General features: G+C 72.8%; 23 protein-coding genes. 19 read left to right on the forward strand and 4 right to left on the reverse strand.

The window, feature by feature from the left end:
• Window positions 1-32 precede the first annotated feature (32 nt).
• Entirely contained in the window at window positions 33-344 is a 312-nt protein-coding gene (locus EV378_RS20740) for an adhesin (protein WP_132428815.1), read from the forward strand.
• Between the two features lie 89 nt (window positions 345-433).
• Here EV378_RS20740 and EV378_RS20745 read toward each other — a convergent pair whose 3' ends face one another.
• Together EV378_RS20745 and EV378_RS20750 are read right to left on the reverse strand one after the other, a co-directional pair.
• A complete protein-coding gene (locus EV378_RS20745; RefSeq protein WP_132428817.1) occupies window positions 434-2,086 on the reverse strand; it encodes an ABC-F family ATP-binding cassette domain-containing protein in 1,653 nt (550 codons plus the stop codon).
• A 41-nt stretch (window positions 2,087-2,127) separates the two neighbouring features.
• A complete protein-coding gene (locus tag EV378_RS20750) occupies window positions 2,128-2,868 on the reverse strand; it encodes a dienelactone hydrolase family protein (protein ID WP_132428819.1) in 741 nt (246 codons plus the stop codon).
• Window positions 2,869-2,967: 99 nt separating this feature from the next.
• Between EV378_RS20750 and EV378_RS20755 the strand changes: the two genes are divergently transcribed.
• The 3 genes from EV378_RS20755 to EV378_RS20765 are packed head-to-tail and all read left to right on the forward strand — an operon-like array spanning window position 2,968 to window position 5,821.
• Window positions 2,968-3,696: a PIG-L deacetylase family protein gene (locus EV378_RS20755; RefSeq protein ID WP_132428821.1), complete on the forward strand. Its 729-nt coding sequence runs from the start codon at window positions 2,968-2,970 to the stop codon at window positions 3,694-3,696.
• A gap of 33 nt (window positions 3,697-3,729) precedes the next feature.
• Window positions 3,730-5,316 (forward strand): 2-succinyl-5-enolpyruvyl-6-hydroxy-3-cyclohexene-1-carboxylic-acid synthase, encoded by a 1,587-nt coding sequence (gene menD / locus EV378_RS20760; RefSeq protein ID WP_132432465.1) that lies wholly within the window; start codon window positions 3,730-3,732, stop codon window positions 5,314-5,316.
• Between the two features lie 34 nt (window positions 5,317-5,350).
• Window positions 5,351-5,821, forward strand: coding sequence for a DUF3592 domain-containing protein (locus EV378_RS20765; protein ID WP_132428823.1), 471 nt, complete (start codon window positions 5,351-5,353; stop codon window positions 5,819-5,821).
• Window positions 5,822-5,830: 9 nt separating this feature from the next.
• On the opposite strand, the gene EV378_RS20770 is transcribed toward EV378_RS20765, so the two are convergent.
• Window positions 5,831-6,685, reverse strand: coding sequence for an inositol monophosphatase family protein (locus EV378_RS20770; protein ID WP_132428825.1), 855 nt, complete (start codon window positions 6,683-6,685; stop codon window positions 5,831-5,833).
• Between the two features lie 176 nt (window positions 6,686-6,861).
• Here EV378_RS20770 and EV378_RS20775 point away from each other — a divergent pair, with 176 nt between their 5' ends.
• Complete coding sequence (locus EV378_RS20775; RefSeq protein WP_207908817.1) at window positions 6,862-8,022, forward strand: glycosyltransferase family 4 protein; 1,161 nt, start codon at window positions 6,862-6,864, stop codon at window positions 8,020-8,022.
• On the forward strand, window positions 8,022-9,140 hold the full coding sequence (locus EV378_RS20780; RefSeq protein ID WP_132428827.1) for a glycosyltransferase: 1,119 nt from the start codon (window positions 8,022-8,024) through the stop codon (window positions 9,138-9,140). The genes EV378_RS20775 and EV378_RS20780 overlap by 1 nt, the downstream gene beginning before the upstream one ends.
• 279 nt (window positions 9,141-9,419) lie before the next feature.
• Here the strand turns inward: EV378_RS20780 and EV378_RS35430 are convergent, their stop codons facing one another.
• The gene (locus EV378_RS35430) at window positions 9,420-9,584 is read right to left on the reverse strand and encodes a hypothetical protein (RefSeq protein ID WP_165922407.1); all 165 of its coding nucleotides are present in this window, start codon (window positions 9,582-9,584) and stop codon (window positions 9,420-9,422) included.
• A gap of 39 nt (window positions 9,585-9,623) precedes the next feature.
• Between EV378_RS35430 and EV378_RS20785 the strand changes: the two genes are divergently transcribed.
• The 13 genes from EV378_RS20785 to nuoK all read left to right on the forward strand — a co-directional run bounded on the left by EV378_RS20785 (window position 9,624) and on the right by nuoK (window position 22,497).
• The gene (locus EV378_RS20785) at window positions 9,624-10,211 is read left to right on the forward strand and encodes a hypothetical protein (protein WP_132428829.1); all 588 of its coding nucleotides are present in this window, start codon (window positions 9,624-9,626) and stop codon (window positions 10,209-10,211) included.
• A gap of 243 nt (window positions 10,212-10,454) precedes the next feature.
• Window positions 10,455-11,147 (forward strand): demethylmenaquinone methyltransferase, encoded by a 693-nt coding sequence (locus tag EV378_RS20790; protein WP_132428831.1) that lies wholly within the window; start codon window positions 10,455-10,457, stop codon window positions 11,145-11,147.
• 389 nt (window positions 11,148-11,536) lie between these two features.
• Window positions 11,537-11,917, forward strand: coding sequence for an NADH-quinone oxidoreductase subunit A (locus tag EV378_RS20795; RefSeq protein ID WP_132428833.1), 381 nt, complete (start codon window positions 11,537-11,539; stop codon window positions 11,915-11,917).
• A 19-nt stretch (window positions 11,918-11,936) separates the two neighbouring features.
• On the forward strand, window positions 11,937-12,647 hold the full coding sequence (locus tag EV378_RS20800; RefSeq protein ID WP_132428835.1) for a NuoB/complex I 20 kDa subunit family protein: 711 nt from the start codon (window positions 11,937-11,939) through the stop codon (window positions 12,645-12,647).
• A gap of 2 nt (window positions 12,648-12,649) precedes the next feature.
• A complete protein-coding gene (locus EV378_RS20805) occupies window positions 12,650-13,498 on the forward strand; it encodes an NADH-quinone oxidoreductase subunit C (RefSeq protein WP_132428837.1) in 849 nt (282 codons plus the stop codon).
• Window positions 13,495-14,859 (forward strand): NADH-quinone oxidoreductase subunit D, encoded by a 1,365-nt coding sequence (locus EV378_RS20810; RefSeq protein WP_132428839.1) that lies wholly within the window; start codon window positions 13,495-13,497, stop codon window positions 14,857-14,859. Before EV378_RS20805 ends, EV378_RS20810 begins: the two co-directional genes overlap by 4 nt.
• Window positions 14,856-15,674: an NADH-quinone oxidoreductase subunit NuoE gene (gene nuoE / locus EV378_RS20815; RefSeq protein WP_132428841.1), complete on the forward strand. Its 819-nt coding sequence runs from the start codon at window positions 14,856-14,858 to the stop codon at window positions 15,672-15,674. The genes EV378_RS20810 and nuoE overlap by 4 nt, the downstream gene beginning before the upstream one ends.
• Before the next feature lie 4 nt (window positions 15,675-15,678).
• Window positions 15,679-17,034, forward strand: a complete 1,356-nt coding sequence (nuoF, locus tag EV378_RS20820; RefSeq protein ID WP_132428843.1) for an NADH-quinone oxidoreductase subunit NuoF — start codon at window positions 15,679-15,681, stop codon at window positions 17,032-17,034.
• Window positions 17,031-19,481 (forward strand): NADH-quinone oxidoreductase subunit G, encoded by a 2,451-nt coding sequence (locus EV378_RS20825; RefSeq protein WP_132428845.1) that lies wholly within the window; start codon window positions 17,031-17,033, stop codon window positions 19,479-19,481. Before nuoF ends, EV378_RS20825 begins: the two co-directional genes overlap by 4 nt.
• A 38-nt stretch (window positions 19,482-19,519) precedes the next feature.
• On the forward strand, window positions 19,520-20,806 hold the full coding sequence (gene nuoH, locus EV378_RS20830; RefSeq protein ID WP_132432469.1) for an NADH-quinone oxidoreductase subunit NuoH: 1,287 nt from the start codon (window positions 19,520-19,522) through the stop codon (window positions 20,804-20,806).
• 4 nt (window positions 20,807-20,810) lie between these two features.
• Entirely contained in the window at window positions 20,811-21,353 is a 543-nt protein-coding gene (gene nuoI / locus EV378_RS20835; RefSeq protein ID WP_132428847.1) for an NADH-quinone oxidoreductase subunit NuoI, read from the forward strand.
• Entirely contained in the window at window positions 21,350-22,201 is an 852-nt protein-coding gene (locus tag EV378_RS20840) for an NADH-quinone oxidoreductase subunit J (protein WP_132428849.1), read from the forward strand. The genes nuoI and EV378_RS20840 overlap by 4 nt, the downstream gene beginning before the upstream one ends.
• Complete coding sequence (gene nuoK / locus EV378_RS20845) at window positions 22,198-22,497, forward strand: NADH-quinone oxidoreductase subunit NuoK (RefSeq protein ID WP_132428851.1); 300 nt, start codon at window positions 22,198-22,200, stop codon at window positions 22,495-22,497. The genes EV378_RS20840 and nuoK overlap by 4 nt, the downstream gene beginning before the upstream one ends.
• Window positions 22,498-22,525: the final 28 nt, after the last annotated feature.

Consider the following 22,525-nt stretch of genomic DNA (forward strand, 5'->3'; position numbering starts at 1 on the left):
CGGCCCGGGGCGCGTTTGTACGGTGGTCGGCGATGCTGTCAATCACGGAGAACGCAGCCGAGGCCATCAAGTCGCTCAGCTCGGACGCCGAGCTCCCCCAGGAAGGGGGACTGCGGATCACGGCGCCGGACCCCGAACAGGGCCTGGAGCTGGCGCTCGCGCAGTCCGCGGACGACCAGGACACCGTGCTCCGCGGTGAGGGTGTCGCGGTGTTCCTGGAGCCCGCGGCGGCGCAGGTTCTCGACGACAAGGTCCTCGACGTGCAGGCCGTCCCGGGCTCAGACGGGCAGGACGAGCTCCGGTTCGCCATCGTCACGCAGCCGGACGCCGACGCGCAGAGCTGAGCTCAGCCCGACCCGAACGAGGGGGCCGTTCGAGCAATCCCGTTGCTCGAACGGCCCCCTCGTTCGCCGTGCCGGGGTGGTCGTGCGCGTCAGCGCTCCGTCACCGTGCCGTCCGCGACGTTCCAGCGCCTGGTCGAGCGCACCGAGTCCAGCATCCGGCGGTCGTGCGTCACGAGCAGGACCGTGCCGGGGAACGAGTCGACGGCCTGCTCCAGCTGCTCGATCGCCGGCAGGTCGAGATGGTTGGTCGGCTCGTCGAGCACGAGCAGGTTCACCTCGCGGGCCTGCAGCAGCGCCAGCGCCGCCCGCGTGCGCTCGCCGGGTGACAGCGACGACGACGGCCGCATCACGTGCTCGGCGGTCAGCGCGAACTTCGCCAGCAGCGTGCGGACCTCCGACTCCGGCCAGTCCGGGACGGCGTCGCCGAACGCGCGCAGCAGTGTCTCCCCGCCGAGGAACGTCCCGCGCGCCTGGTCCACCTCGCCGACGCGCACGCCCGAGCCCGGTCCGGCCTCGCCGTCGTCGACCGGGATCCGACCCAACAGCGCGCCGAGCAGCGTCGACTTCCCGGCCCCGTTCTCGCCGGTGATCATCACCCGGTCCGCCCAGTCGACCTGAACGGTCACCGGACCGAGCACGAAGTCCCCGCGACGGACCACCGCGCCGTCGGCCCGCGCGGCGACGGCTCCGGAGCGCGGCGCGGACGCGATCGTCATCCGCAGCTCCCACTCCTTGCGAGGCTCCTCGACGACGTCGAGCCGCTCGATCGCCCGCTGCGTCTGGCGGGCCTTCGCAGCCTGCTTCTCGCTGGACTCGGCGCGCAGCCGTCGCAGGTTCTTGTCCGGCTCCGACCCCGCCTTGCGACGGGCGTTGCGCACGCCCTGCGCCATCCAGTTGCGTTGCATCGTGGCCCGGGCCTTCAGGCCCTCGAGCGTGTCCTCGTACTGTTCGTAGGCGTCCCTGGCGTGCCTCCGCGCGACCTCGCGTTCGACGAGGTAGGCGTCGTAGCCGCCGTCGTAGATCCCGATCTGCTGCTGGGCGAGGTCCAGCTCGACGATCCGGTTCACCGTGCGGGACAGGAACTCCCGGTCGTGGCTGACGATCACGGTCGGGGTGGCGCGCCCGCGGGCGAGCGCGCTCGTGAACTCCTCGAGCCGGGCGAGCCCGTCCAGGTCGAGGTCGTTCGTCGGCTCGTCGAGCAGCAGCACGTCGTAGCGGGACAGCAGCAGCGCGGCCAGCCCGGCGCGGGCCGCCTGACCGCCGGACAGCGCCGTCATCGGCGTGTCCCGGTCGGCGTCCAGTCCGACGTCGGCGAGCGTCTCGCCGGTCCGCTCGTCGAGGTCGGCGCCGCCGAGCGCGAGCCAGCGGTCCAGTGTGGACGTGTACGCGTCGTCGGCGCCCGCGCCGCCGTCGGACAGGGCCTCCGCGGCCGCGTCCATCGCCTCCTGCGCCCCCGCGACGCCGGTGCGCCGGGCCAGGAACCCGCCGACCGTCTCACCGGGGCGGCGGTCGGGCTCCTGCGGGAGGTAGCCGATGGTGGCGTCGGGGGGTGCGAGCGTGATCCGCCCGTCGTCCGGTGCCCGCAGGCCGGCCAGCATCCGCAGCAGCGTGGACTTGCCTGCGCCGTTCGCCCCGACGAGGCCGACCAGGTCGCCCGGCGCGAGGACCAGGTCCAGGCCGGAGAACAGGGTGCGGGCGCCGTGGGCGGCGGACAGGCCGGACGCGTGGAGGGTGGCGCTCATCAGGGCGCCGACGCTACCCGCGCGTCCGGCCGGTCGGACGCTCAGCCGGACAGGGCGGTGGCGTACAGCCGGTGCAGCGACTCCCAGTGCCGCTGCTCGGCCTCGTCGTCGTGGGTCGGGTTGTCCGGGACGGCGAAGCCGTGCGCGGCCGGATAGGTCTCCAGCGTGTAGCTCAGGCCGGCACCGGACAGCGCCTGATCGAGGCGCTCGTACTGCTCGGCCGGGAACGACCCGTCGTCCTGCGCGGCGGCGACGTACACGGTGGCGCGCATCCGGTCGGCCAGGCGGTGCACGCTGTCCTGCGCCTCGGTGGCCAGGTTGCCGCCGTGGAACGACGCGGCCGCCGCGACCCGCTCCGGCTGGGTGCCCGCCGTGCGCAGGGACAGCACGCCGCCCATGCAGTAGCCGGTGGTGCCGATCGCGGTGCCGGACACCTCGGGGCGGTCCAGCAACGCGGTCACGTACGACTCGGCGTCGATCGCCACCATCTCGCTGGTCAGGCCGTGCACCATGCCCATCAGGCGCTCGCGCTCGCTCGCGTCGGAGAACGCCGTCTCCATGCTGAACGGCTTCCAGTCGCCGTGCCGGTAGTAGACGTCCGGCAGGAGCACGGCGTAGCCGAGCACGGCGAGGTGGTCGGCCATCGCGTGCATCGTCGGGCGCACGCCGCCCGCGTCCACGTAGAGGATCACGCCCGGCCACGGGCCGGCCCCGTCCGGGGTGTGCAGCGTGGCCGGCGCGTCGCCGTCCGGAGTGCTGATCGTGAGGTCGGTGCGGGCCATGGAGGAGCCTCCCGGAGCCGTCGTCGGACATCGCCCGTGGTCGTTCTACGCCTCCGGCGGCACCGGGGCACGACCGGGGGCGCCCGCAACGCGGGCACAATGGAAACCGTGGACGATCAGTACCTTCCGCTGCCCGAGGACTGGGACAGGGCACTCGTCGTCGTCGCGCATCCGGACGACATGGAGTACGGCGGGTCCGGTGCCGTCGCCCGGTGGACGGGGCAGGGTCGTGAGGTCGCCTACCTGCTGATCACCCGCGGGGAGGCCGGGATCGACACGATGGCTCCCGGCGAGTGCGCGCGGGTCCGGGAGGCCGAACAGCGCGCGGCGTGCGCGGCGGTCGGGGTCACCGAGGTCGAGTTCCTGGACCACCCGGACGGGCTGGTCGAGTACGGGGTGCCGCTGCGCCGGGACATCGCCGCGGCGATCCGGCGGCACCGTCCGGAGATGCTGGTGATCTCGAACATCCGGGAGACGTGGGGCAGCGGCGCGCTCAACCAGGCCGACCACGTCCACACCGGACGGGCCGCGATCGACGCGGTCCGCGACGCGGCCAACCGGTGGATCTTCCCCGGAGCGGGCGGTGATCCGTGGGGCGGTGTGCGGCACGTCGCCGTGTCGGCCTCGCCGCAGGCGACGCACGCCGTGGACATCACCGCGACGATCGACGCGGCGGTGGCGTCGCTGCGTGCGCACCGGGCCTACCTGGAGGCGCTCGGCGGGCCGATGGCCGACCCCGGCGCGTTCCTGCGCGAGGCCGCGGCCGAGGCGGGCACCCGTCTGCCCGGCGCCGAGCTGGCCACCGCCTTCGAGCTGCTGGAGCCGTAGGCCGTGGCGGGGACGTCCACGGCGCTGGCCAGGATGGTCGTCGACGAGCTGGCGCGCTGCGGGGTCCGCGACGCCGTGCTGTGTCCGGGGTCCCGGAACGCGCCGCTCGCGTTCGCGCTGCACGACGCCGACGCCACCGGCCGGATCCGGCTGCACGTCCGGACCGACGAGCGCACGGCGGGCTTCCTGGCGCTCGGCCTGGCACTCGGGTCCGGACGACCGGTCCCGGTGGCCGTCACGTCCGGTACGGCGGCCGCGAACCTCCACCCGGCCGTGCTGGAGGCGTTGCACTCCGGGGTCGCGCTGCTCGCGGTTACCGCGGACCGCCCGCCGGAGCTGGTCGGGACGGGCGCGAGCCAGACGATCGCGCAGGCCGGGATCTTCGGCGGCGCCGTGCGGTGGGCCGGTGCGGCCGACCGTGCGGCCGGTCCGCGCACCCGGTCGGCGGTCGTGCGGGCCGTCGTGGCCGCCACGGGCCGGTCCGGGACGCCTCCTGGACCGGTCCACCTGAACCTCCCGTTCACCGAGCCGCTGGTCCCCGGCCCCGACGACGGTCCCGTCCCGGACGGTCGCGCGGGCGACCGGCCGTGGACCGACGTCACCGCGGTGCACCGGACGCCCGCGCCGCTGCCGCTCGATCCGGAGGCCCGCACCGTCGTCGTTGCCGGGTCCGGGGGTGCGGACGTCGACCTGCCCGGTGACGTCCCGGTCGTCGCGGAGCCGTCGTCACCGCTGTGGCCGCGGGCGCTGCGGACGGGTCCGTGGCTGGCCGGCCGCGCCGACCTGCGACCGGACCAGGTCGTCGTCGTCGGGCGCCCGACGCTGCACCGCGACGTGATGCGCCTGCTCGGCGACCCGGAGATCGCCGTGTACGCGGCGGCGGGCCCGCAGGGCGAGCCGTGGGCCGACGTGCCGGGCTCGGTCCGGGCCGTCGGTGCGGTCCCCGCGCTGCGGCCTCCCGCGGGGTTCACCGCGCGGTGGCGGGACGCCGACGCGGCCGCGTCCGTCGTGCTGGACAAGGCGTTCGCGGCCGGTGACGCGACGGTGGGCCTGCGCCTGGCGCGGGACCTGGTCGCGGCGCAGCCGGACGGCACACAGCTCGTGCTCGGCTCGTCGAACCCGGTGCGCGACGTCGCGCTCGGCGCCGCGCCCCGGACCGGGGTGACCGTGCGGGCGAACCGCGGCGTGGCCGGCATCGACGGCACCGTCTCCACGGCGGTCGGCGCCGCACTCGTGCACGACGGCCCGACGGTCGCGCTGCTCGGCGACCTCACGCTGCTGCACGACACGACCGGCCTGTACCTGGGTCCGGACGAGCCGCGCCCCGACCTCACGCTCGTCGTGCTCAACGACGACGGCGGCGGCATCTTCCACCTGCTCGAGCAGGGCGGCCCGGAGCACGCGCGCGCGTTCGAGCGGGTGTTCGGCACGCCGACCGGCGTCGACCTCGGCGCGCTGGCCACGGCGGCCGGGATCGCGCACACCGTCTCCGACGGCCGCCAGGAGGACCTGGTGGCGCACGCCGGGCAGGGGATCCGGATCACCGAGGTCCGCGCCGGGCGCGACGGCCTGCGCGCGGCGCACGCGTCGCTGCGCCGGGCGATCCGCGACGGGGAGTGAGACGGCCGCCGGCGTCCACCTAGAATCGGGAGACGTGACCAGTCCCGCGGGCGACGTCCTGGCCGAGAGCCGGACGCTGGCGTTGCGGATCCTGCGTGCGGGCGCCCGGAAGCTGCCCGAGATCGTCGCCTGGATCGCGGTCGTGCTCAGCGTGCTGACCGTGCTCGCCCTCGCCGGTGCCGTGATGAACGACGTCCGGATCTCCAGCCACCGCGCGACGACGGCCGCCACCGTGCTGGAGGCCCGCACCGTCGTCCAGTTCACCGACGGCCAGGGCCAGCTGCGCACGCCGTCGGTGCTCTACCCGAGCGGCCTGTCCGCAGGCGACAACATCTACGTGGAGTACGACGCGACCCAGCCGGACCGCGTGCGGGTCGCCGGGCGCAGCTGGATCGACGGGCTGCTGCCGACGGCGATCGGGCTCGTCGTGATCTGGGCCGTGTTCGGTCCGCTGGTGGTCTGGTTGCGGCGCAGGCGGTCCACCGCCGACGCGGCCCGTGACTGACCGACCCGGTCAGCGGTCCGCGTCGGACCAGAGGCGGTACACGTCGTCGAGCACCTGGGGCATCGCGACGAGCAGGCCACCCTCCGGCATCGGGTGCGGACGACCGTCGCGGTCCACGACGACGGCACCGGCCTCGGAGGCCAGGCAGAGCGCCCCGGCGACGTCCCAGTCGTGGTACTGCTCCAGCACGGCCGCGACGGCGTGCCCCAGTGCCACCTGGGTGACCGCGAGCGCGGCGGAGCCGAGCACCCGGACCCCGGCGTGCGCCCCGCGGATGCCGGCGACGAACCCGGCCATCGGGTCCTCCGCGCACACCAGCGCCCCGGCGACGCCGTCCGGTTCCGGCGGGCGGACCGGCACGCCGTTGGCCCGGAACCCGCGACCGCGCGCGGCCGCGTAGATCTGTCCGCGGCCCGGGTCGGCGATCACCCCGACCACCGGGCCTCCGCCGTCGACCAGCGCGAGGCTGTACGCGCACCACGGCAGGCCCGCGACGTAGTTCGCGGTGCCGTCCACCGGGTCCACCACCCAGCACATCGGCGCGTGCGCGGCCGCCGCGTCGGCGCCGTACTCCTCGCCGACCACCGGGAACGACGGGAACTCCGCGGCCAGCACGCGGCGGGTGTGACGCTCCAGCGTGCGGTCGGTGTCGGTCACCCAGTCGAACGGGTTGGCCTTCGTCCCGGCACCCTGCGTCGCGCCGTACCGGTCCCCGCCACCGAGCGTCGCGGAGATCACCTCGGCGGCGTCGTTCGCGAGCCGGCCCGCGACCTCCAGTGCCCGCGACAACAACCCCGGATCGACCGGCTCCGGCGCGGTTCGCGGACCGGCGGTCGTCGAGGAGGGGGTCCGGGCGGCCGTCATGTGCGCCGAGTGTCCGGGCGCCCGGTGACCCCGTCGCGACCGCGAGATGACCGGCCGGTACCCGTCCGGCCAACTCCGCCGTCCGGGTCGGCCCGGTACACACTGTTGGCCGAGCGTTTCGTGACGGGACATGCGGACGACCCGACCCGGAGCGCCGCCTCGACCACGGTCTGACCGTGCGCGTCGCGATCGTGTCCGAATGCTTCCTGCCCGTGATGAACGGCGTCACCAACTCGATCCTGAGGGTGTGCGAGCACCTGCGGGCCGGAGGGCACGACGTCATGATCGTCGCGCCCGGCACCGGTGAGCCGGACGAGCACGACGGCATCCCCGTCGTCCGGATCCCGGCGCTCGAGCTGCCGGTGGTCAACTCGATGCCGGTCGGCGTGCCGAGCAGGCGGATCCTCACCGCCCTGCGCTCCTTCGTGCCGGACGTCGTGCACCTGGCGGCGCCGTTCGTCGTCGGAGCGCGCGGGCTGGCGGCCGCCCGCCGGCTGGACATCCCGACCGTCGCGATCTACCAGACCGACGTCGCCGGGTTCGCGTCGTCGTACGGCCTCGGCCTGACCGCGCGGGCCGCGTGGCGGTGGACGTGCCGGTTGCACTCGATGGCGGACCGGACGCTGGCGCCGTCGAGCTGGGCGACCGGTGCGCTGCGCTCCCGTGGCGTCCCCCGGGTGCACCAGTGGGCCCGCGGCGTGGACACCCGCCGCTTCACCCCGTCGCGGCGCAGCGGGGCCCTGCGCCGGTCGCTCGCGCCGGACGGAGAGACGCTCGTCGGCTACGTCGGGCGGCTGGCGCCGGAGAAGCAGGTCGACCGGCTCGCTGCGCTCGCCGACCTGCCCGGCGTGCGGGTCGTCGTGATCGGCGACGGGCCGAGCGCGGAACCGTTGCGCGACATGCTTCCCGGCGCGGCGTTCCTCGGGCACCGCGGCGGCGACGAGCTCGCCGACCTGTACGCGTCGCTGGACGTGTTCGTCCACCCGGGACAGGCCGAGACGTTCTGCCAGGCGGTCCAGGAGGCACTGGCCTCCGGCGTCCCCGCGGTCGCCCCGGACGCGGGCGGCCCGCGTGACCTGGTGCTGCCGAACCGCACCGGCTACCTGGTCGCGCCGCGCCCGGACGGCGGGGTGGCGGGAGACCCGGACACCGACGCGGCCGACGCCGACCTGCGCGCCGCCGTCGCCGGGCTGGTCGCGGACCCGGCGCTGCGCGCGGCGTTCGGCGCGGCCGCCCGCCAGTCCGTGCTGCGCCGCACGTGGACCGCGGTCGGCGACGAGCTCGTCGCGCACTACACGCAGGTCGTCGGGGCCGGTGCGTCCCGCATCGCCGCCTGATGCGGATCGTCCAGCTGGCGAACTTCTACGGTCCCCGCTCCGGCGGCCTGCGCACGGCGCTCACCGCGCTCGGCGTCGGGTACGTCGCGCGGGGACACGAGGTCGTGCTCGTGGTGCCAGGGCGCGCGGCGGCCGACGAGCGGCTGCCGGGCGGGATCCGGCGGATCCAGGTGCCCGCGCCGCAGGTTCCGGGCACCGGCGGGTACCGCATGGTGGACCCGTGGCGGGTGCAACGGCTGCTGGAACGGCTGCGCCCGGACGCGATCGAGGTGTCCGACCGCCTGACACTGCGCGGCCTCGGCCGGTGGGCCTCGCGTCGCGGCGTGCCCGGCGTGGTCGTCTCGCACGAGCGCCTGGACCGGTTGCTGCACCAGTTCTTCCTGCCGTCGGGGCCGGCCCGCGCGCTGGCCGACGTGGCGAACGCGCGGATGGCGGCGGCCTACGACACGGTCGTCTGCACCACGGCCTTCGCCGGCGAGGAGTTCGACCGGATCGGCGCGACGAACGTCCGGCGCGTCCCGCTGGGCGTCGACCTCGCGACGTTCTCCCCGCGCCACCACGACGCGTCGCTGCGCCGCTCGCTCGCCGATGGTGCAGGCACCCTGCTCGTGCACTGTGGACGGTTGTCGCCGGAGAAGCACCCGGAGCGCAGCATCGACGCGGTCGCCGCGCTGCACGAGCGGGGCGCCTCGGTCCGTCTCGTGGTGGCCGGGGACGGCCCGCGGCGGGCGGCGCTGGAACGACGGGCGGCCGGCCTGCCGGTCACGTTCGTGGGATTCGTGCCGCAGCGCCACCGGGTGGCCACGCTCCTCGCGTCCGCCGACGTGTCGATCGCGCCGGGGCCGCACGAGACGTTCGGCCTGTCCGCGCTGGAGGCGCTGGCGTCCGGCACGCCGGTCGTGGTGTCCCGCTCGTCCGCGTTGACCGAGATCGTCGGCCGCGGTGGCGAGGGGTACGGCGCGACGGCGGCGGACTCGCCGGAGGCGTTCGCGGCCGGGATCACCACCGTTCTCGCCGCCGACGAGGTGGGCCGCCGTCACGCCGCCCGCACCCGCGCCGAACAGTTCGGATGGCCGTCCGCCGTGGACGGGATGCTGGCGACCCTGACCGCGTCCTGAGCGGACCCGTACCCGACTCGCGTGGGCCCCGGAACTGGCACCGGTCGTCACGTCAAGCCGACCGCGCGGACGACCGTGGGCGGAACTCCGCGCGATCGTGTTCGTGTGCGCAGGGAGCCCTGGCGGGGCCCGCGCCACCGGCCATGGCGCCGGTTGTCACGTCGGCCCGGGCGGGCCGCGCCACCGGCCATGATCGGCGGAAGTGGCACGACAGCGCCACCAGAGGCGCGTTCCGACCATTCCTGCCGATCATGATGAGGGGCTGTGAGGCCGGGCTGCTCAGGCCCGGCCACGGTCGGCGCGTCGGTCCGGATCGGGGCGACATCCCGCCCTCATCCGGACGCGGCCGCTGATCACGAAGGACGTCATGTCGTTCGGGACGCCCGCCCGGACCGTCGCGCCGGAGCCGATCGCCTCGAGCAGGACGGCGTCTGCGTAGTTCACCGGATCCGCACCGGACCGCGGGCGAGCAGTGTCGACGCCATGACCGGATCCTCGCGCACGATCGTCGTCGACCCGCCCGGTGAGCTGCGGGAGGTGGACACCCGGCATGCGCTGGAACGGATCGGCCTCCTGAACGGTGGAGGGCGCAGGGCCCGCGCGGCGCTGGACGACGTGCTCGCCGCGCCGCACCGCGTCATGCCGCCGGTGCTCTACGCCGCGTCCGAGGTACTGACGGCGCTGGATCGACCTGCGGAGGCCGCCGTCTGGTTCTACGCGGGCCAGCTCCGGGCCCGCTACGACGCGACGCGCTGCACCGACCCGTCGGCCGCGTCGGCGCTGGGGCTGCTGCGCGACCGCTACGGAGAGCCGGTCAACCGGTGGGCGTTCGCCGACGAGGGACGTGTGCGCCGCGCCGCGGTCACGGCCGTCGCGTGGGACCGGAGCGCGCCGCACGACTACGACCACCGATGGATCGCCCTGCACGGCATGCGGGCGTTCCTCCCGGACGACGGCGGTCCCGCGTCGGTGCCGCAGCAGGAGTGGCCGGCGCTCGCCGCGCAGGTCCGCGCCGAGTACCTGACCGGGCTGCGCGAGGTCCTGCGTGAGGTGTTCGGCCCGCGCCCGTGACGGTCGTAGGCGGCGGCCGTTGGTCCTCCCCGGCCGGGCCGAGCAGACGTCGGCCGACGGACCGTGATCGCAGCGTGCGGAGGATTGCGGCCGCTGGTGGCCGACTTCCTCCCTACGGGCTGATCATCGTCCGGCCCGGAGGCCCGGCCCGTGACCGCAGGACCGGTCGCGTGCGGTGCCCGGCCGGGCGGAGTGACGGGTTCGGTCGACGTCTGCGGGCGCAGCGCCCGTAACCTCGACGTCGTGTCCCGCGCCGACCTCGACAAGGACCCGCACGACGTCGCCGGCATGTTCGACGGCGTGGCGCGGCGCTACGACCTGACGAACACCGCGCTGTCCGGCGGACAGGACCGGTACTGGCGGGCCCAGACCCGTCGTGCACTGGCGCCGCGGCCGGGTGAGAAGGTGCTCGATCTCGCCGCGGGCACGGCCGTGTCGACGGTCGAGCTCGCGCGCGACGGCGCGTGGTGCGTCGCGGCCGACTTCTCCCAGGGCATGCTCCGCGCCGGGCACCGCAGGAACGTGCCGAAGGTCGCCGCCGACGCGTTGCACCTCCCGTTCTCCGACGGCGTGTTCGACGCCGTGACGATCTCCTTCGGACTGCGCAACGTGTCCGATCCGGACGCAGGTCTCGCCGAGCTGGCCCGCGTCACACGGCCGGGTGGACGGCTGGTGGTCTGCGAGTTCGGGACGCCGACGTGGGCGCCGTTCCGCGCGGCGTACCACGGCCTGATGCTCGGGCGCCTGCTCCCGGCGATCGCCCGCCGGATCTCGTCCAACCCGGACGCCTACCTCTACCTCGCCGAGTCCATCCGGGACTGGCCGTCGCAGCCGGTGCTGGCCGAGCGGATCGCCGACGCCGGGTGGGAGCGGGTCGCGTGGCGTGACCTGACAGGCGGCGCCGTCGCGTTGCACCGCGCCACGAAACCCGCCTGAGGCCTGGACCGGACGCCCGCCCCGGGCCCGGAGCGCACGCCTGCCCATGGGGCGGACCGGGAGCCTGCTCGCGGCGCGGGCCGGTAGCCGGTGGACCCCCGTGTCCCCGATCCGGAGGCGCGCGCGTCGCCCGGAGGTCTTACACTCGTCGCGAACTTCGTGAATTTCTTCACAAGCCGGTCGACGTAGATCACGGGGAGGGAGTGCTGACCAGCGACGGGACCGCGTCCGCGGAGTGATCGTCGCTGCTGAACTAAGGCTCACCTGGGTCGTTGCTCACAACATCGCGCGCATAAGGTCCCGTCGGGTCGGTGCCACCGGCGACGGCGACGCGCCGGCCCGCGACGACCCGTCCTGACAGCGTTGACTCCCGACAAAGGTGTCTGCAGATGCTCGACCCCTATCTCCCCCTCGTGCTGCTGTTCCTGCTGGCAGGGGCGTTCGCGCTGTTCTCCGTCACGGCAGCGCCGTTCGTCGGACCCAAGCGTTACAACCGGGCGAAGCTCGACTCGTACGAGTGCGGGATCCAGCCGTCGCCCCAGCCGATCGTCGGCGGCGGCCGCATGCCCGTCGCGTACTACCTCACGGCGATGCTGTTCATCCTGTTCGACATCGAGATGGTCTTCCTCTACCCGTTCGCCGTCAGCGCAGACCGGTTCTCGGCCGGCGGGCTGGGCGTGTTCGTGCTGGTGGAGATCGCCCTGTTCATCGTCACGGTCGGGTTCGCCTACGCCTACGTCTGGCGTCGCGGCGGCCTGGACTGGAACTGAGCCCGGAGAGGAGCGCCGGATGGGCCTCGAGGAGAACCTTCCGAACGGCGTCCTGCTGACCAGCGTCGAGAAGCTGGTCAACTGGACGCGCAAGTCTTCGCTCTGGCCGGCCACGTTCGGCCTGGCCTGCTGTGCGATCGAGATGATGACGACGGGTGCGCCCCGCTACGACCTCGCCCGCTTCGGGATGGAGGTCTTCCGCGCGTCGCCGCGCCAGGCCGACCTGATGATCGTCGCGGGACGGGTCAGCAACAAGATGGCCCCGGTCCTGCGCCAGATCTACGACCAGATGCCCGAGCCGCGCTGGGTGCTCGCGATGGGCGTCTGTGCCAGCTCCGGCGGCATGTTCAACAACTACGCGATCGTGCAGGGCGTCGACCACGTCGTGCCCGTCGACATGTACCTCCCGGGCTGCCCGCCGCGGCCGGAGATGCTGATCGACGCGATCCTCAAGATCCACGCCAAGATCATGGACGAGCCGCTGGGCGAGAAGCGGGCCGCCGAGCTCAAGGCGAGCGGGTACCGGACGCCGATGGTGCCGTCGTCGGTGAAGTTCGCGCCGAAGGCGAAGCAGCTCGGCGCGCTGAAGACGACGCACACGCCGGACGTCCCGAACATCCTGGAGCCGGGTGCGCAGCCGAAGGACACGGCCAGGTCGCTGACCGCCGGTGAGGCCGAGGAGCTGCCGTCGCTCGCCGACGCCGCCCGCCGGTCCGCGGGGGAGGAGTAAGCGTGAGCACCGGACCCAACGACCCCGGCGAGACCGGCACGTCGAAGGACGACGGCGAGCGCACCGGCGCCGCACAGTCGTCGTCGGAGGCCGGCGGCGCCGCGCTCGACGAGCAGCGCGCCGCCGGCGGTGAGAACCCGGAGACCGGCGTCCGCCCCGCGTCGCAGGACGGCGAGGCGCCGATGGCGGCGACCCGGACCCGCAGCGGCATGTTCGGCGTCCGCGGCACCGGTGACACGTCCGGCTTCGGGGGGCTGCGGCTGCCGGGCTACGCGCCCGCGCCCGCCGAGCGCCCGTTCGGCGGCTGGTTCGACGAGATCGCCGACGAGCTCGGCGCGGCCCTCGACCAGCGTGGCATCGACCGCGAGGCGATCCGCCAGATCACGATCGACCGCGGGGAGATCACGTTCTACGTCCAGCGCGATCGGCTCGCCGACGTCGCCAGGACGTTCCGCGACGACCCGGGCCTGCGTTTCGAGTTCTGCTCCGGTGTGTCCGGTGTGGACTACTCGGCGCCGGACGGTGAGCCGGTCGAGTCGCCGCTGCACGTGGTCTACCACCTGCTGTCGATGACCTACCGGCGCCGGATCCGGCTCGAGGTGGCGCTCGACTTCGACGACCCGCACGTGCCGAGCGTCGTGGACACCTACCCGACCGCGGACTGGCACGAGCGCGAGACGTGGGACATGTTCGGCGTGATCTTCGACGGTCACCCGTCGCTGACCCGGATCCTCATGCCGGACGACTGGGAGGGCCACCCCCAGCGCAAGAGCTACCCGCTCGGCGGCATTCCCGTGGAGTACAAGGGGGCGGAGATTCCTCCGCCCGACGAGCGGAGGGCCTACTCATGAGCACCGACGCGGAGCAGGGCACAGCGGCCGATGGCACGACCGAGCAGGACACGGCCGACCCGTACGCCGCGCGTCAGCGCGAGACGACAGAGGGCACGGTCTACACCGTCACCGGTGGGGACTGGGACACCCTGATCGACTCCGACCACGACGACCGCATCGTGATCAACATGGGTCCGCAGCACCCGTCGACCCACGGCGTGCTGCGCCTGGTCCTCGAGGTCGAGGGCGAGACGGTGACCCAGGGCCGCGCCGTGATCGGCTACCTGCACACCGGCATCGAGAAGAACTGCGAGTACCGGACCTGGACCCAGGGCGTCACGTTCGTGACCCGGGCCGACTACCTGTCCCCGCTGTTCAACGAGGCCGCGTTCTGCCTGGCCACCGAGCGGCTGCTGGACGTCGAGGTCCCCCGCCGTGCCGAGCACATCCGGGTGCTGCTCATGGAGCTGAACCGGGTCGGGTCGCACCTCGTGGCGCTGGCCACCGGCGGCATGGAGCTGGGCGCCCTGACCGGTATGACGTCCGGGTTCCGGGAGCGCGAGGAGGTGCTCCACCTGCTGGAGCACCTGACCGGGCTGCGGATGAACCACGCGTTCTTCCGTCCCGGCGGCCTCGCCCAGGACCTGCCGGACGACTGGCGCGAGAAGGTCACCGAGTTCCTCGCCGTCATGCGCAAGCGGCTCCCGGACTACGACAAGCTGCTCACCGGCCAGACGATCTGGAAGCAGCGCATGCAGGGCGTCGGCTACCTGCCGGTGGACGGCTGCCTCGCGCTCGGTGCGTCCGGCCCGATCCTGCGTGCCGCGGGCCTGCCGTGGGACCAGCGCAAGACGATGCCGTACTCCGGCTACGACGAGTACGACTTCGAGGTCCCGGTGGCCACCGAGGCCGACTGCTACGCCCGGTACCGCCTGCGCGTGGCCGAGATCCACGAGTCGTTGAAGATCATGGAACAGGCCATGGACAAGATCGAGCCGGGGCGCGTCATGGTGGACGACCCGAAGATCGCCTGGCCGGCGCAGCTGTCGATCGGCAGCGACGGCATGGGCAACACGCTCGAGCACGTCCGCAAGATCATGGGTCAGTCGATGGAGTCGCTGATCCACCACTTCAAGCTCGTCACCGAGGGCTTCCACGTGCCGCCGGGCCAGGCCTACGTGGCCGTCGAGTCCCCGCGCGGCGAGCTGGGCGCACATGTCGTCTCGGACGGCGGCACCCGCCCGGTCCGGGTGCACATGCGCGACCCGAGCTTCGTGAACCTGCAGACGATGCCCGCGATGAGCGAGGGCGGCCAGATCGCCGACGTGATCGCCGCCGTCGCCTCGATTGACCCGGTGATGGGGGGATGTGACCGATGACCCTCCCCGAGGGGAACCCGGAGTCCAACGCGCCGTCGCACGCGACGGCGACCGAGCAGCAGTTCGAGGCCGTCGCGACGGAGCCGTCGCCGGTCTCGCCGCGGTTCGACGAGCTCACGCGGCAGCGCACGAAGGAGATCATCGCGCTGTACCCGGAGTCCCGGTCGGCGCTGCTGCCGCTGCTGCATCTCGTGCAGTCCGTCGAGGGCCACGTCAGCCAGGACGGCATCCGCTTCTGCGCCGAGGCACTGGACCTCAGCCTCGCCGAGGTCACCGCGGTGGTCACGTTCTACACGATGTACAAGCGCACGCCGTGCGGTGAGCACCTGGTCAGCGTGTGCACGAACACGCTGTGCGCGGCGCTCGGCGGCGACGACATCTACGCGACGCTGCAGAAGCGGCTCGGCACCGACGACCGCCCGCTCGGCCACGAGGAGACGGCGGGCGAGCCGGGCAGCACCGGCTCGATCACGCTGGAGCACGCCGAGTGCCTGGCGGCCTGCGACCTCGCCCCGGTCCTGCAGGTCAACTACGAGTACTACGACAACCAGACCGTCGACTCGGCGACCGAGCTGGTGGACGCGCTGCGGCGCGGTGAGAGGCCGCAGCCGACGCGCGGGGCGCCGTTGACCGACCTGCGCACGATCGAGCTGGAGCTGGCCGGCTTCCCGCCGGACCAGGCGTCCGGTGTCGAGGGTCCGTCGTCGGCCGTCGAGTCGGTGCGCGGGGCGAAGCTCGCCGAGGAGCGCGGATGGACGGCCCCGGCGATGCCCGACGAGCCACCGGCGATGCCTGCGCTACCGGAGAAGAAGTGATCGCATGAGTGACACCGCGAACGAGCCCGCGCGCAAGCCCGACCCGCTCACCCCGGTGCTGACCCGCCGGTGGCTGTCGCCGCGGTCGTGGTCGATGGACACCTACGAGCAGCTCGAGGGCTACCGCTCGCTCCGTACCGCGTTCGCCGCCCAGCCGGACCAGCTGATCCAGCTGATCAAGGACTCCGGCCTGCGCGGCCGCGGCGGCGCGGGATTCCCGACGGGCATGAAGTGGAGCTTCATCCCGCAGGACGACGGCAGCGGCAAGGGGCCCGGCGCGAAGCCGAAGTACCTGGTGATCAACGCCGACGAGGGCGAGCCGGGTACCTGCAAGGACATCCCGACGATGATGGCCGACCCGCACTCGCTGATCGAGGGCTGCATCGTCACCAGCTACGCGATCCGCGCGAACTTCTGCGCGATCTACGTGCGAGGCGAGGCCGTGCACTGCATCCGCAGGCTGCGCGCCGCCGTCGCCGAGGCGAAGGCCAAGGGCTACCTGGGGACGAACATCCTCGACTCCGGGTTCGACCTGGAGATCGTCGTGCACGCCGGCGCGGGCGCCTACATCTGCGGCGAGGAGACGGCGCTGCTGGACTCGCTGGAGGGCCGTCGCGGCCAGCCGCGGCTCAAGCCCCCGTTCCCGGCGACGTCCGGGCTCTACGCGTGCCCGACCGTCGTGAACAACGTCGAGACGATCGCGTCGGTCCCGGCGATCGTGAACGGCGGATCGGACTGGTTCCGGCGGATGGGCCGCGAGAAGAGCCCCGGCCCGAAGATCTACTCGCTGTCCGGCCACGTCGAGCGGCCCGGCCAGTACGAGGCACCGCTCGGCGTCACGCTGCGCGAACTGCTGGAGCTGGCGGGCGGGATGAAGGACGGGATCCCGCTCAAGTTCTGGACGCCCGGTGGCTCGTCCACACCGCTGTTCACCGCGGACCACCTGGACACGCCGCTGGACTTCGAGGGCGCCGTCGAGGCCGGGTCGATGCTCGGCACCACCGCACTGATGATCTTCAACGAGACCGTGTCGGTCCCGTGGGCGGTCATGAAGTGGACCGAGTTCTACAAGCACGAGAGCTGCGGCAAGTGCACCCCGTGCCGGGAGGGCACGTACTGGCTGGTCCAGATCCTGGAGCGGATGGTGCACGGCGAGGGGACCGCCGAGGACGTCGACACGATGGTCGACGTCTGCGACAACATCCTCGGCCGCAGCTTCTGCGCTCTCGGTGACGGCGCGACGTCGCCGATCACCAGCGCGATCAAGTACTTCCGCCAGGAGTTCCTGGACCTGATCGCGGAGCAGCCCGCGGTCGCACGCCCGGAGCAGCTGGCCGAGCTGAGCGGAGCCTCCGCATGACCCTCGCTCCCGAGGAGAAGACCGAGCGGCCCGTCCCAGAGGGCCACGTCCGGCTCACGATCGACGGCCGTGAGGTCGACGCGCCCAAGGGCGAGATCCTGATCCGCACCTGCGAGCGGCTCGGGATCATCGTTCCGCGCTTCTGCGACCACCCGCTGCTGGACCCGGCCGGTGCCTGCCGCCAGTGCCTCGTCGAGGTCGAGATGGGCGGCCGGCCGATGCCGAAGCCGCAGGCCAGCTGCACCATGACCGTCGCAGACGGGATGGTGGTCAAGACCCAGCACACGTCGCCGGTGGCGGACAAGGCGCAGCAGGGCGTGATGGAGCTGCTGCTGATCAACCACCCGCTGGACTGCCCGATCTGCGACAAGGGCGGCGAGTGCCCGTTGCAGAACCAGGCGATGACCAGCGGGCGGGCCGACTCCCGGTTCGTCGAGACGAAGCGGACGTTCCCGAAGCCGCTGCCGATCTCCACCCAGGTGCTGCTGGACCGCGAGCGCTGCGTCCTCTGCCAGCGCTGCACCCGGTTCTCCGACGAGATCGCCGGCGATCCGTTCATCGACCTGCTCGAGCGCGGCGCGAACCAGCAGATCGGCATCGCCGAGGACAAGCCGTTCCAGTCCTACTTCTCCGGAAACACGATCCAGATCTGCCCGGTCGGGGCGCTCACCAGCGCCGCCTACCGGTTCCGGTCCCGGCCGTTCGACCTGCGGTCGACGCCCGGCGTCTGCGAGCACTGCAGCTCCGGCTGCGACCTGCGCACCGACTCCCGGCGCGGCACGGTCCTGCGCCGCCTGGCGGGCAACGACCCGTCGGTGAACGAGGAGTGGCTCTGCGACAAGTCCCGCTTCGCGTTCCGGTACCTGTCCAGCTCCGGCCGGATCACGCGGCCGATGGTCCGCGGCGCCGACGGCGAGCTGGCCGAGACGTCCTGGACCGAGGCGCTCGCCGCCGCGGCAGAGGGGCTGCTGGCCGCCCGTGACGCGAACGGCATCGGCGTGCTGCCCGGCGGGCGGCTGACCGTCGAGGACGCGTACGCGTACGCGAAGTTCGCCCGCGTCGTGGCCCGCACGAACGACGTCGACTTCCGCTCCCGTCCGCACTCCGACGAGGAGCTGGACTTCCTGGCCGCGCACGTCGTCGGCACGACCGCCGAGAACGGCGGCACGAGCTTCTTCGGCATCGAGGACGCGCCGGCGGTGCTCACCGTCGGGATGGACCCCGAGGAGGAGGCGTCCATCGTCTTCCTCCGGCTGCGCAAGGCGTGGCGCAAGAAGGGCCTGCGACACTTCCAGCTCGGCAGCTGGACGACGGTCGGCGCCGAGAAGACCGGGACGACGCTGCTGCACGCCGTCCCCGGCGCCGAGGCCGCCGTGCTGAACGAGCTCGCACCGGATGTCGTCGACGCGCTGTCCGCGCCGGGCACCGTGCTGCTGGTCGGGGACCGGGCGGCCGAGTCGCCGGGGCTCTACTCCGCGGTGTCCGCGCTGGCCGCCCGCACCGGCGCCACAATCGCCTGGATCCCGCGCCGGGCCGGCGACCGCGGCGCCGTCGAGGCCGGTGCCCTGCCCACGCTGCTGCCCGGCGGGCGGTCGGTGTCGGACGTCAAGGGCCGCACCGAGATCGAGCGGGCCTGGGGCGTCGGTCCCGGCGAGCTGCCGGACCGCCCGGGCCGCGACGCCGACACGATCCTGGCCGCGGCCGCGTCCGGCGACCTCTCGGCGCTGGTCGTCGGTGGCGTGGACCCGAACGACATGGGCGACCCGCAGGCCGCGCTCACGGCGCTGCGCGAGGTCGGCTTCCTGGTCAGCCTCGAGATGCACACGTCGGCGGTCACCGAACTGGCTGACGTCGTGCTCCCGGTCGCACCGGACGCGCAGCGCTCCGGGGCGTACGTCAACTGGGAGGGCCGCCGCCGGGAGTTCGGCGTGGCGCTGGACGCGAGCGGCGTGCTCCCGGACTGCCGGGTGCTCGACACGCTCGGCGTCGAGATGGACATCGACCTGTTCACCCAGACCCCGGCCGCCGCGGCCGGCGAGCTGGAGCGGATCGGCTCGCAGCGTCCCGGGGCGTCCGCGCCGACGTCCGCGGCGGGCGAGCCGGCCCGGCCCGCGTTCGGGCAGGCCGTGCTCGCGACGCACCGCCAGCTGATCGACGACGGCTCGCTGCAGGTCGACGAGCCGGCGCTCGCCGGCACGGCACGGCGCCCGTACGTGCGGGTGAACGCCGCGACGGCCGAGCGGCTCGGCCTCGTCGAGGGCGAGAACGCGAGCGTGCGCAGCGACCGCGGGACGATCACGCTGCAGGTCGCGCTGTCCGATCTCCCGGACGGGGTGGTGTGGCTGCCCACCAACTCGCCCGGCTCGCACGTCCGGCCGACGCTCGGGGTCGGCCACGGTGACCTGGTCGGCGTCAGCGCCGCCGGTAGCGACGGGAGCGCATCGTGAACCTCCTGCAGCAGGCCCCCGACCTCGGGACCGAGGGGCTGACCCGCACCCAGCAGCTGCTGGCCGACGACCCGATCTGGCTGGTCCTGCTCAAGGTCGTCGCGCTGTTCGCGATCGGCGTCGTGCTGACCCTGTTCATGATCAACTGGGAGCGCAAGGTCGTCGGCCGGATGCAGCACCGGCCCGGCCCGAATCGCACCGGTCCGGGCGGCTGGCTGCAGAGCCTCGCCGACGGGCTGAAGCTCGCGTTCAAGGAAGAGATCATCCCGGTCCTCGCGGACAAGAAGGTCTACTTCATCGCGCCGGTGATCTCGACGATCCCGGCGTTCGTCGCGTTCTCCGTGATCCCGTTCGGTGGCGAGGTCTCGATCTTCGGCGAGCGGACCGTGCTGCAGCTGGTCGACCTGCCGGTCGGCCTGCTGGTCGTGCTGGCGTGCAGCTCGATCGGCGTCTACGGGATCGTGCTCGGTGGCTGGTCGTCCGGCTCGCCGTACCCGCTGCTCGCCGCTCTGCGCAGCGCCGCCCAGGTGATCTCCTACGAGATCGCGCTCGGGCTGTCGATCGTCGGCGTCGTGCTCTACTCGGGCTCGATGTCCACGGCGGACATCGTCGACGCGCAGGGGTCCGGCTGGTACGTCTGGCTGCTGCTGCCCAGCTTCGTCGTGTTCGTGATCGCGATGGTCGGCGAGACGAACCGCGCGCCGTTCGACCTGCCGGAAGCGGAGTCCGAGCTCGTCGGCGGGTTCCACACGGAGTACACGTCGCTGAAGTTCGCGCTGTTCTTCCTGGCGGAGTATGTGAACATGGTGACCGTCTCCGCTATGGCCACGACGCTGTTCCTCGGCGGCGGCCGCTGGCCGTGGCCGCTCTCGTCGTTCAACGAGAACGGCTGGCTGATGTTCGTGGCCTTCCTGATCAAGACGCTGATCTTCCTGTTCGTGTTCATCTGGCTGCGCGGGACGCTGCCGCGGATGCGCTACGACCAGTTCATGCGCCTGGGTTGGAAGGTCCTGGTCCCGCTGTCGCTGGTCTGGATCGTCGCCGTGTTCGGCATCCGCACGTACGTGAACACCGGCGGGAACAACACGGCGCTGCTCCTGCTGCTGATCGGCTTCCTGCTCGTGATCGTGCTCGGCGTGGCGTTCCTGCTGCCAGAGCGCACGACCACCGACGCCCCGATCGAGCCGGCGTCGGACTACCCGCTGCCACCCATGGACCTGACCGTCCCGAACGGCCCGCCACGGCGGAAACGTGCTGTCGGTGCGGGCACGAAGGAGCCGGCGGGCGCGCTTGCCGACTCCGGCGCCGACAAGGCTGGGGAGTGATTCGATGTTCGATTTCTTCAAGGGGTTCGGCGTCACCTTCTCGACGATGTTCAAGAAGGTCGTCACCGAGGAGTACCCGGAGGACTTTCCCCCGGCCGCCCCGCGCTACCACGGCCGCCACCAGCTGAACCGGCACCCGGACGGGCTGGAGAAGTGCGTCGGGTGCGAGCTGTGCGCCTGGGCCTGCCCGGCCGACGCGATCTACGTCGAGGGCGGGGACAACACGCCGGAGGAGCGCTACTCGCCCGGTGAGCGCTACGGCGCGATCTACCAGATCAACTACCTGCGCTGCATCGGCTGCGGCCTGTGCATCGAGGCCTGCCCGACCCGGTCGCTCACGATGACGAACTTCTACGAGCTGGCCGACGACAACCGGCAGGACCTGATCTACACGAAGGAGCAGCTGATGGCGCCGCTGCTGCCGGGCATGGAGCAGCCGCCGCACCCGATGCGCCTCGGTGAGGACGAGCAGGACTACTACGTCCAGGGTCCGACGCTCGCGCGGTCGTCGTCGGTGGCCGACCAGACCGGGGAGCAGGTCCGATGATCCTCGCTCAGGCGGTGGACAACACGACGACGGTCGGCGAGGGCATCTTCTTCTGGATCTTCGCTCCGATCGCGGTGGCCGCCGCCCTCGGCATGATCTTCGCGCGGCACGCCGTGCACGCGGCGCTGATGCTGGTGCTGACGATGTTCTCGCTGGCCGTGATGTACGTGCTGAACTCGGCACCGTTCCTCGGCTTCACGCAGATCATCGTCTACACCGGTGCCGTGATGATGCTGTTCCTGTTCGTCCTCATGCTGGTCGGGCGGGACAGCCGGGACTCGGTCGTCGAGACGTTGCGCGGGCAGCGGGTCGCGGCGCTCGTGCTGGGCGTCGGGATGGCCGGCCTGCTGGTCGCGGCGCTGGCCAGGGGGTTGCAGTCGGTGCAGCCGATCGCCGGTCCCGGCGTCGGCACGAACAACCTGGGCGGCATCGGGCGGCTGGTCTTCACCACCTACCTGCTGCCGTTCGAGCTGACGTCCGCACTGCTGATCACGGCCGCGCTCGGCGCGATGGTGCTCGCGCACGCGCAGTCCTCGACCCACGCCCGTCGTACCCAGCGCCAGACGGTCATCGCCCGCCTGCGTGGCGAGCACGCTCGGGTGTCCCCGCTGCCCGGCCCCGGCGTCTACGCGACGGCCAACTCGGTCGCCGTACCGGCGCTGCTGCCGGACGGGTCGATCGCCGAGGACTCGCTCTCCGAGATCATCGAGTCGGTCGCCGTCGACGTCCCGGACACCGCCACACCGGACGCGCACTCCCTGACCGGTCGTCCCACCCCGGACAAGGGGATCGCCGCCGGGGAACCGAACGACGTCACCACCCCGGACGGGACGGAGGCCAAGAGGTGAGTCCCACCAACTACCTGCTCCTGTCCGCGCTGCTGTTCTCGATCGGCGCGGTCGGCGTGCTGGTGCGGCGCAACGCCGTGGTCGTGTTCATGTGCATCGAGCTGATGCTGAACGCGGTCAACCTGTCGCTCGTCACGTTCTCCCGGATCAACGGCAACCTCGACGGCCAGGTCATGGCGTTCTTCGTCATGGTCGTCGCCGCGGCAGAGGTCGTGGTCGGGCTGGCCATCATCACGTCGATCTTCCGGACGCGGCAGTCCTCCTCCGTGGACGACGCGAACCTGTTGAAGTACTAGGAGCGACTCCCCCGTGCACACAACGCTC

It is taken from the genome of Pseudonocardia endophytica, from assembly GCF_004339565.1.
In the GTDB taxonomy this organism is placed as follows: Bacteria; Actinomycetota; Actinomycetes; order Mycobacteriales; family Pseudonocardiaceae; genus Pseudonocardia; species Pseudonocardia endophytica.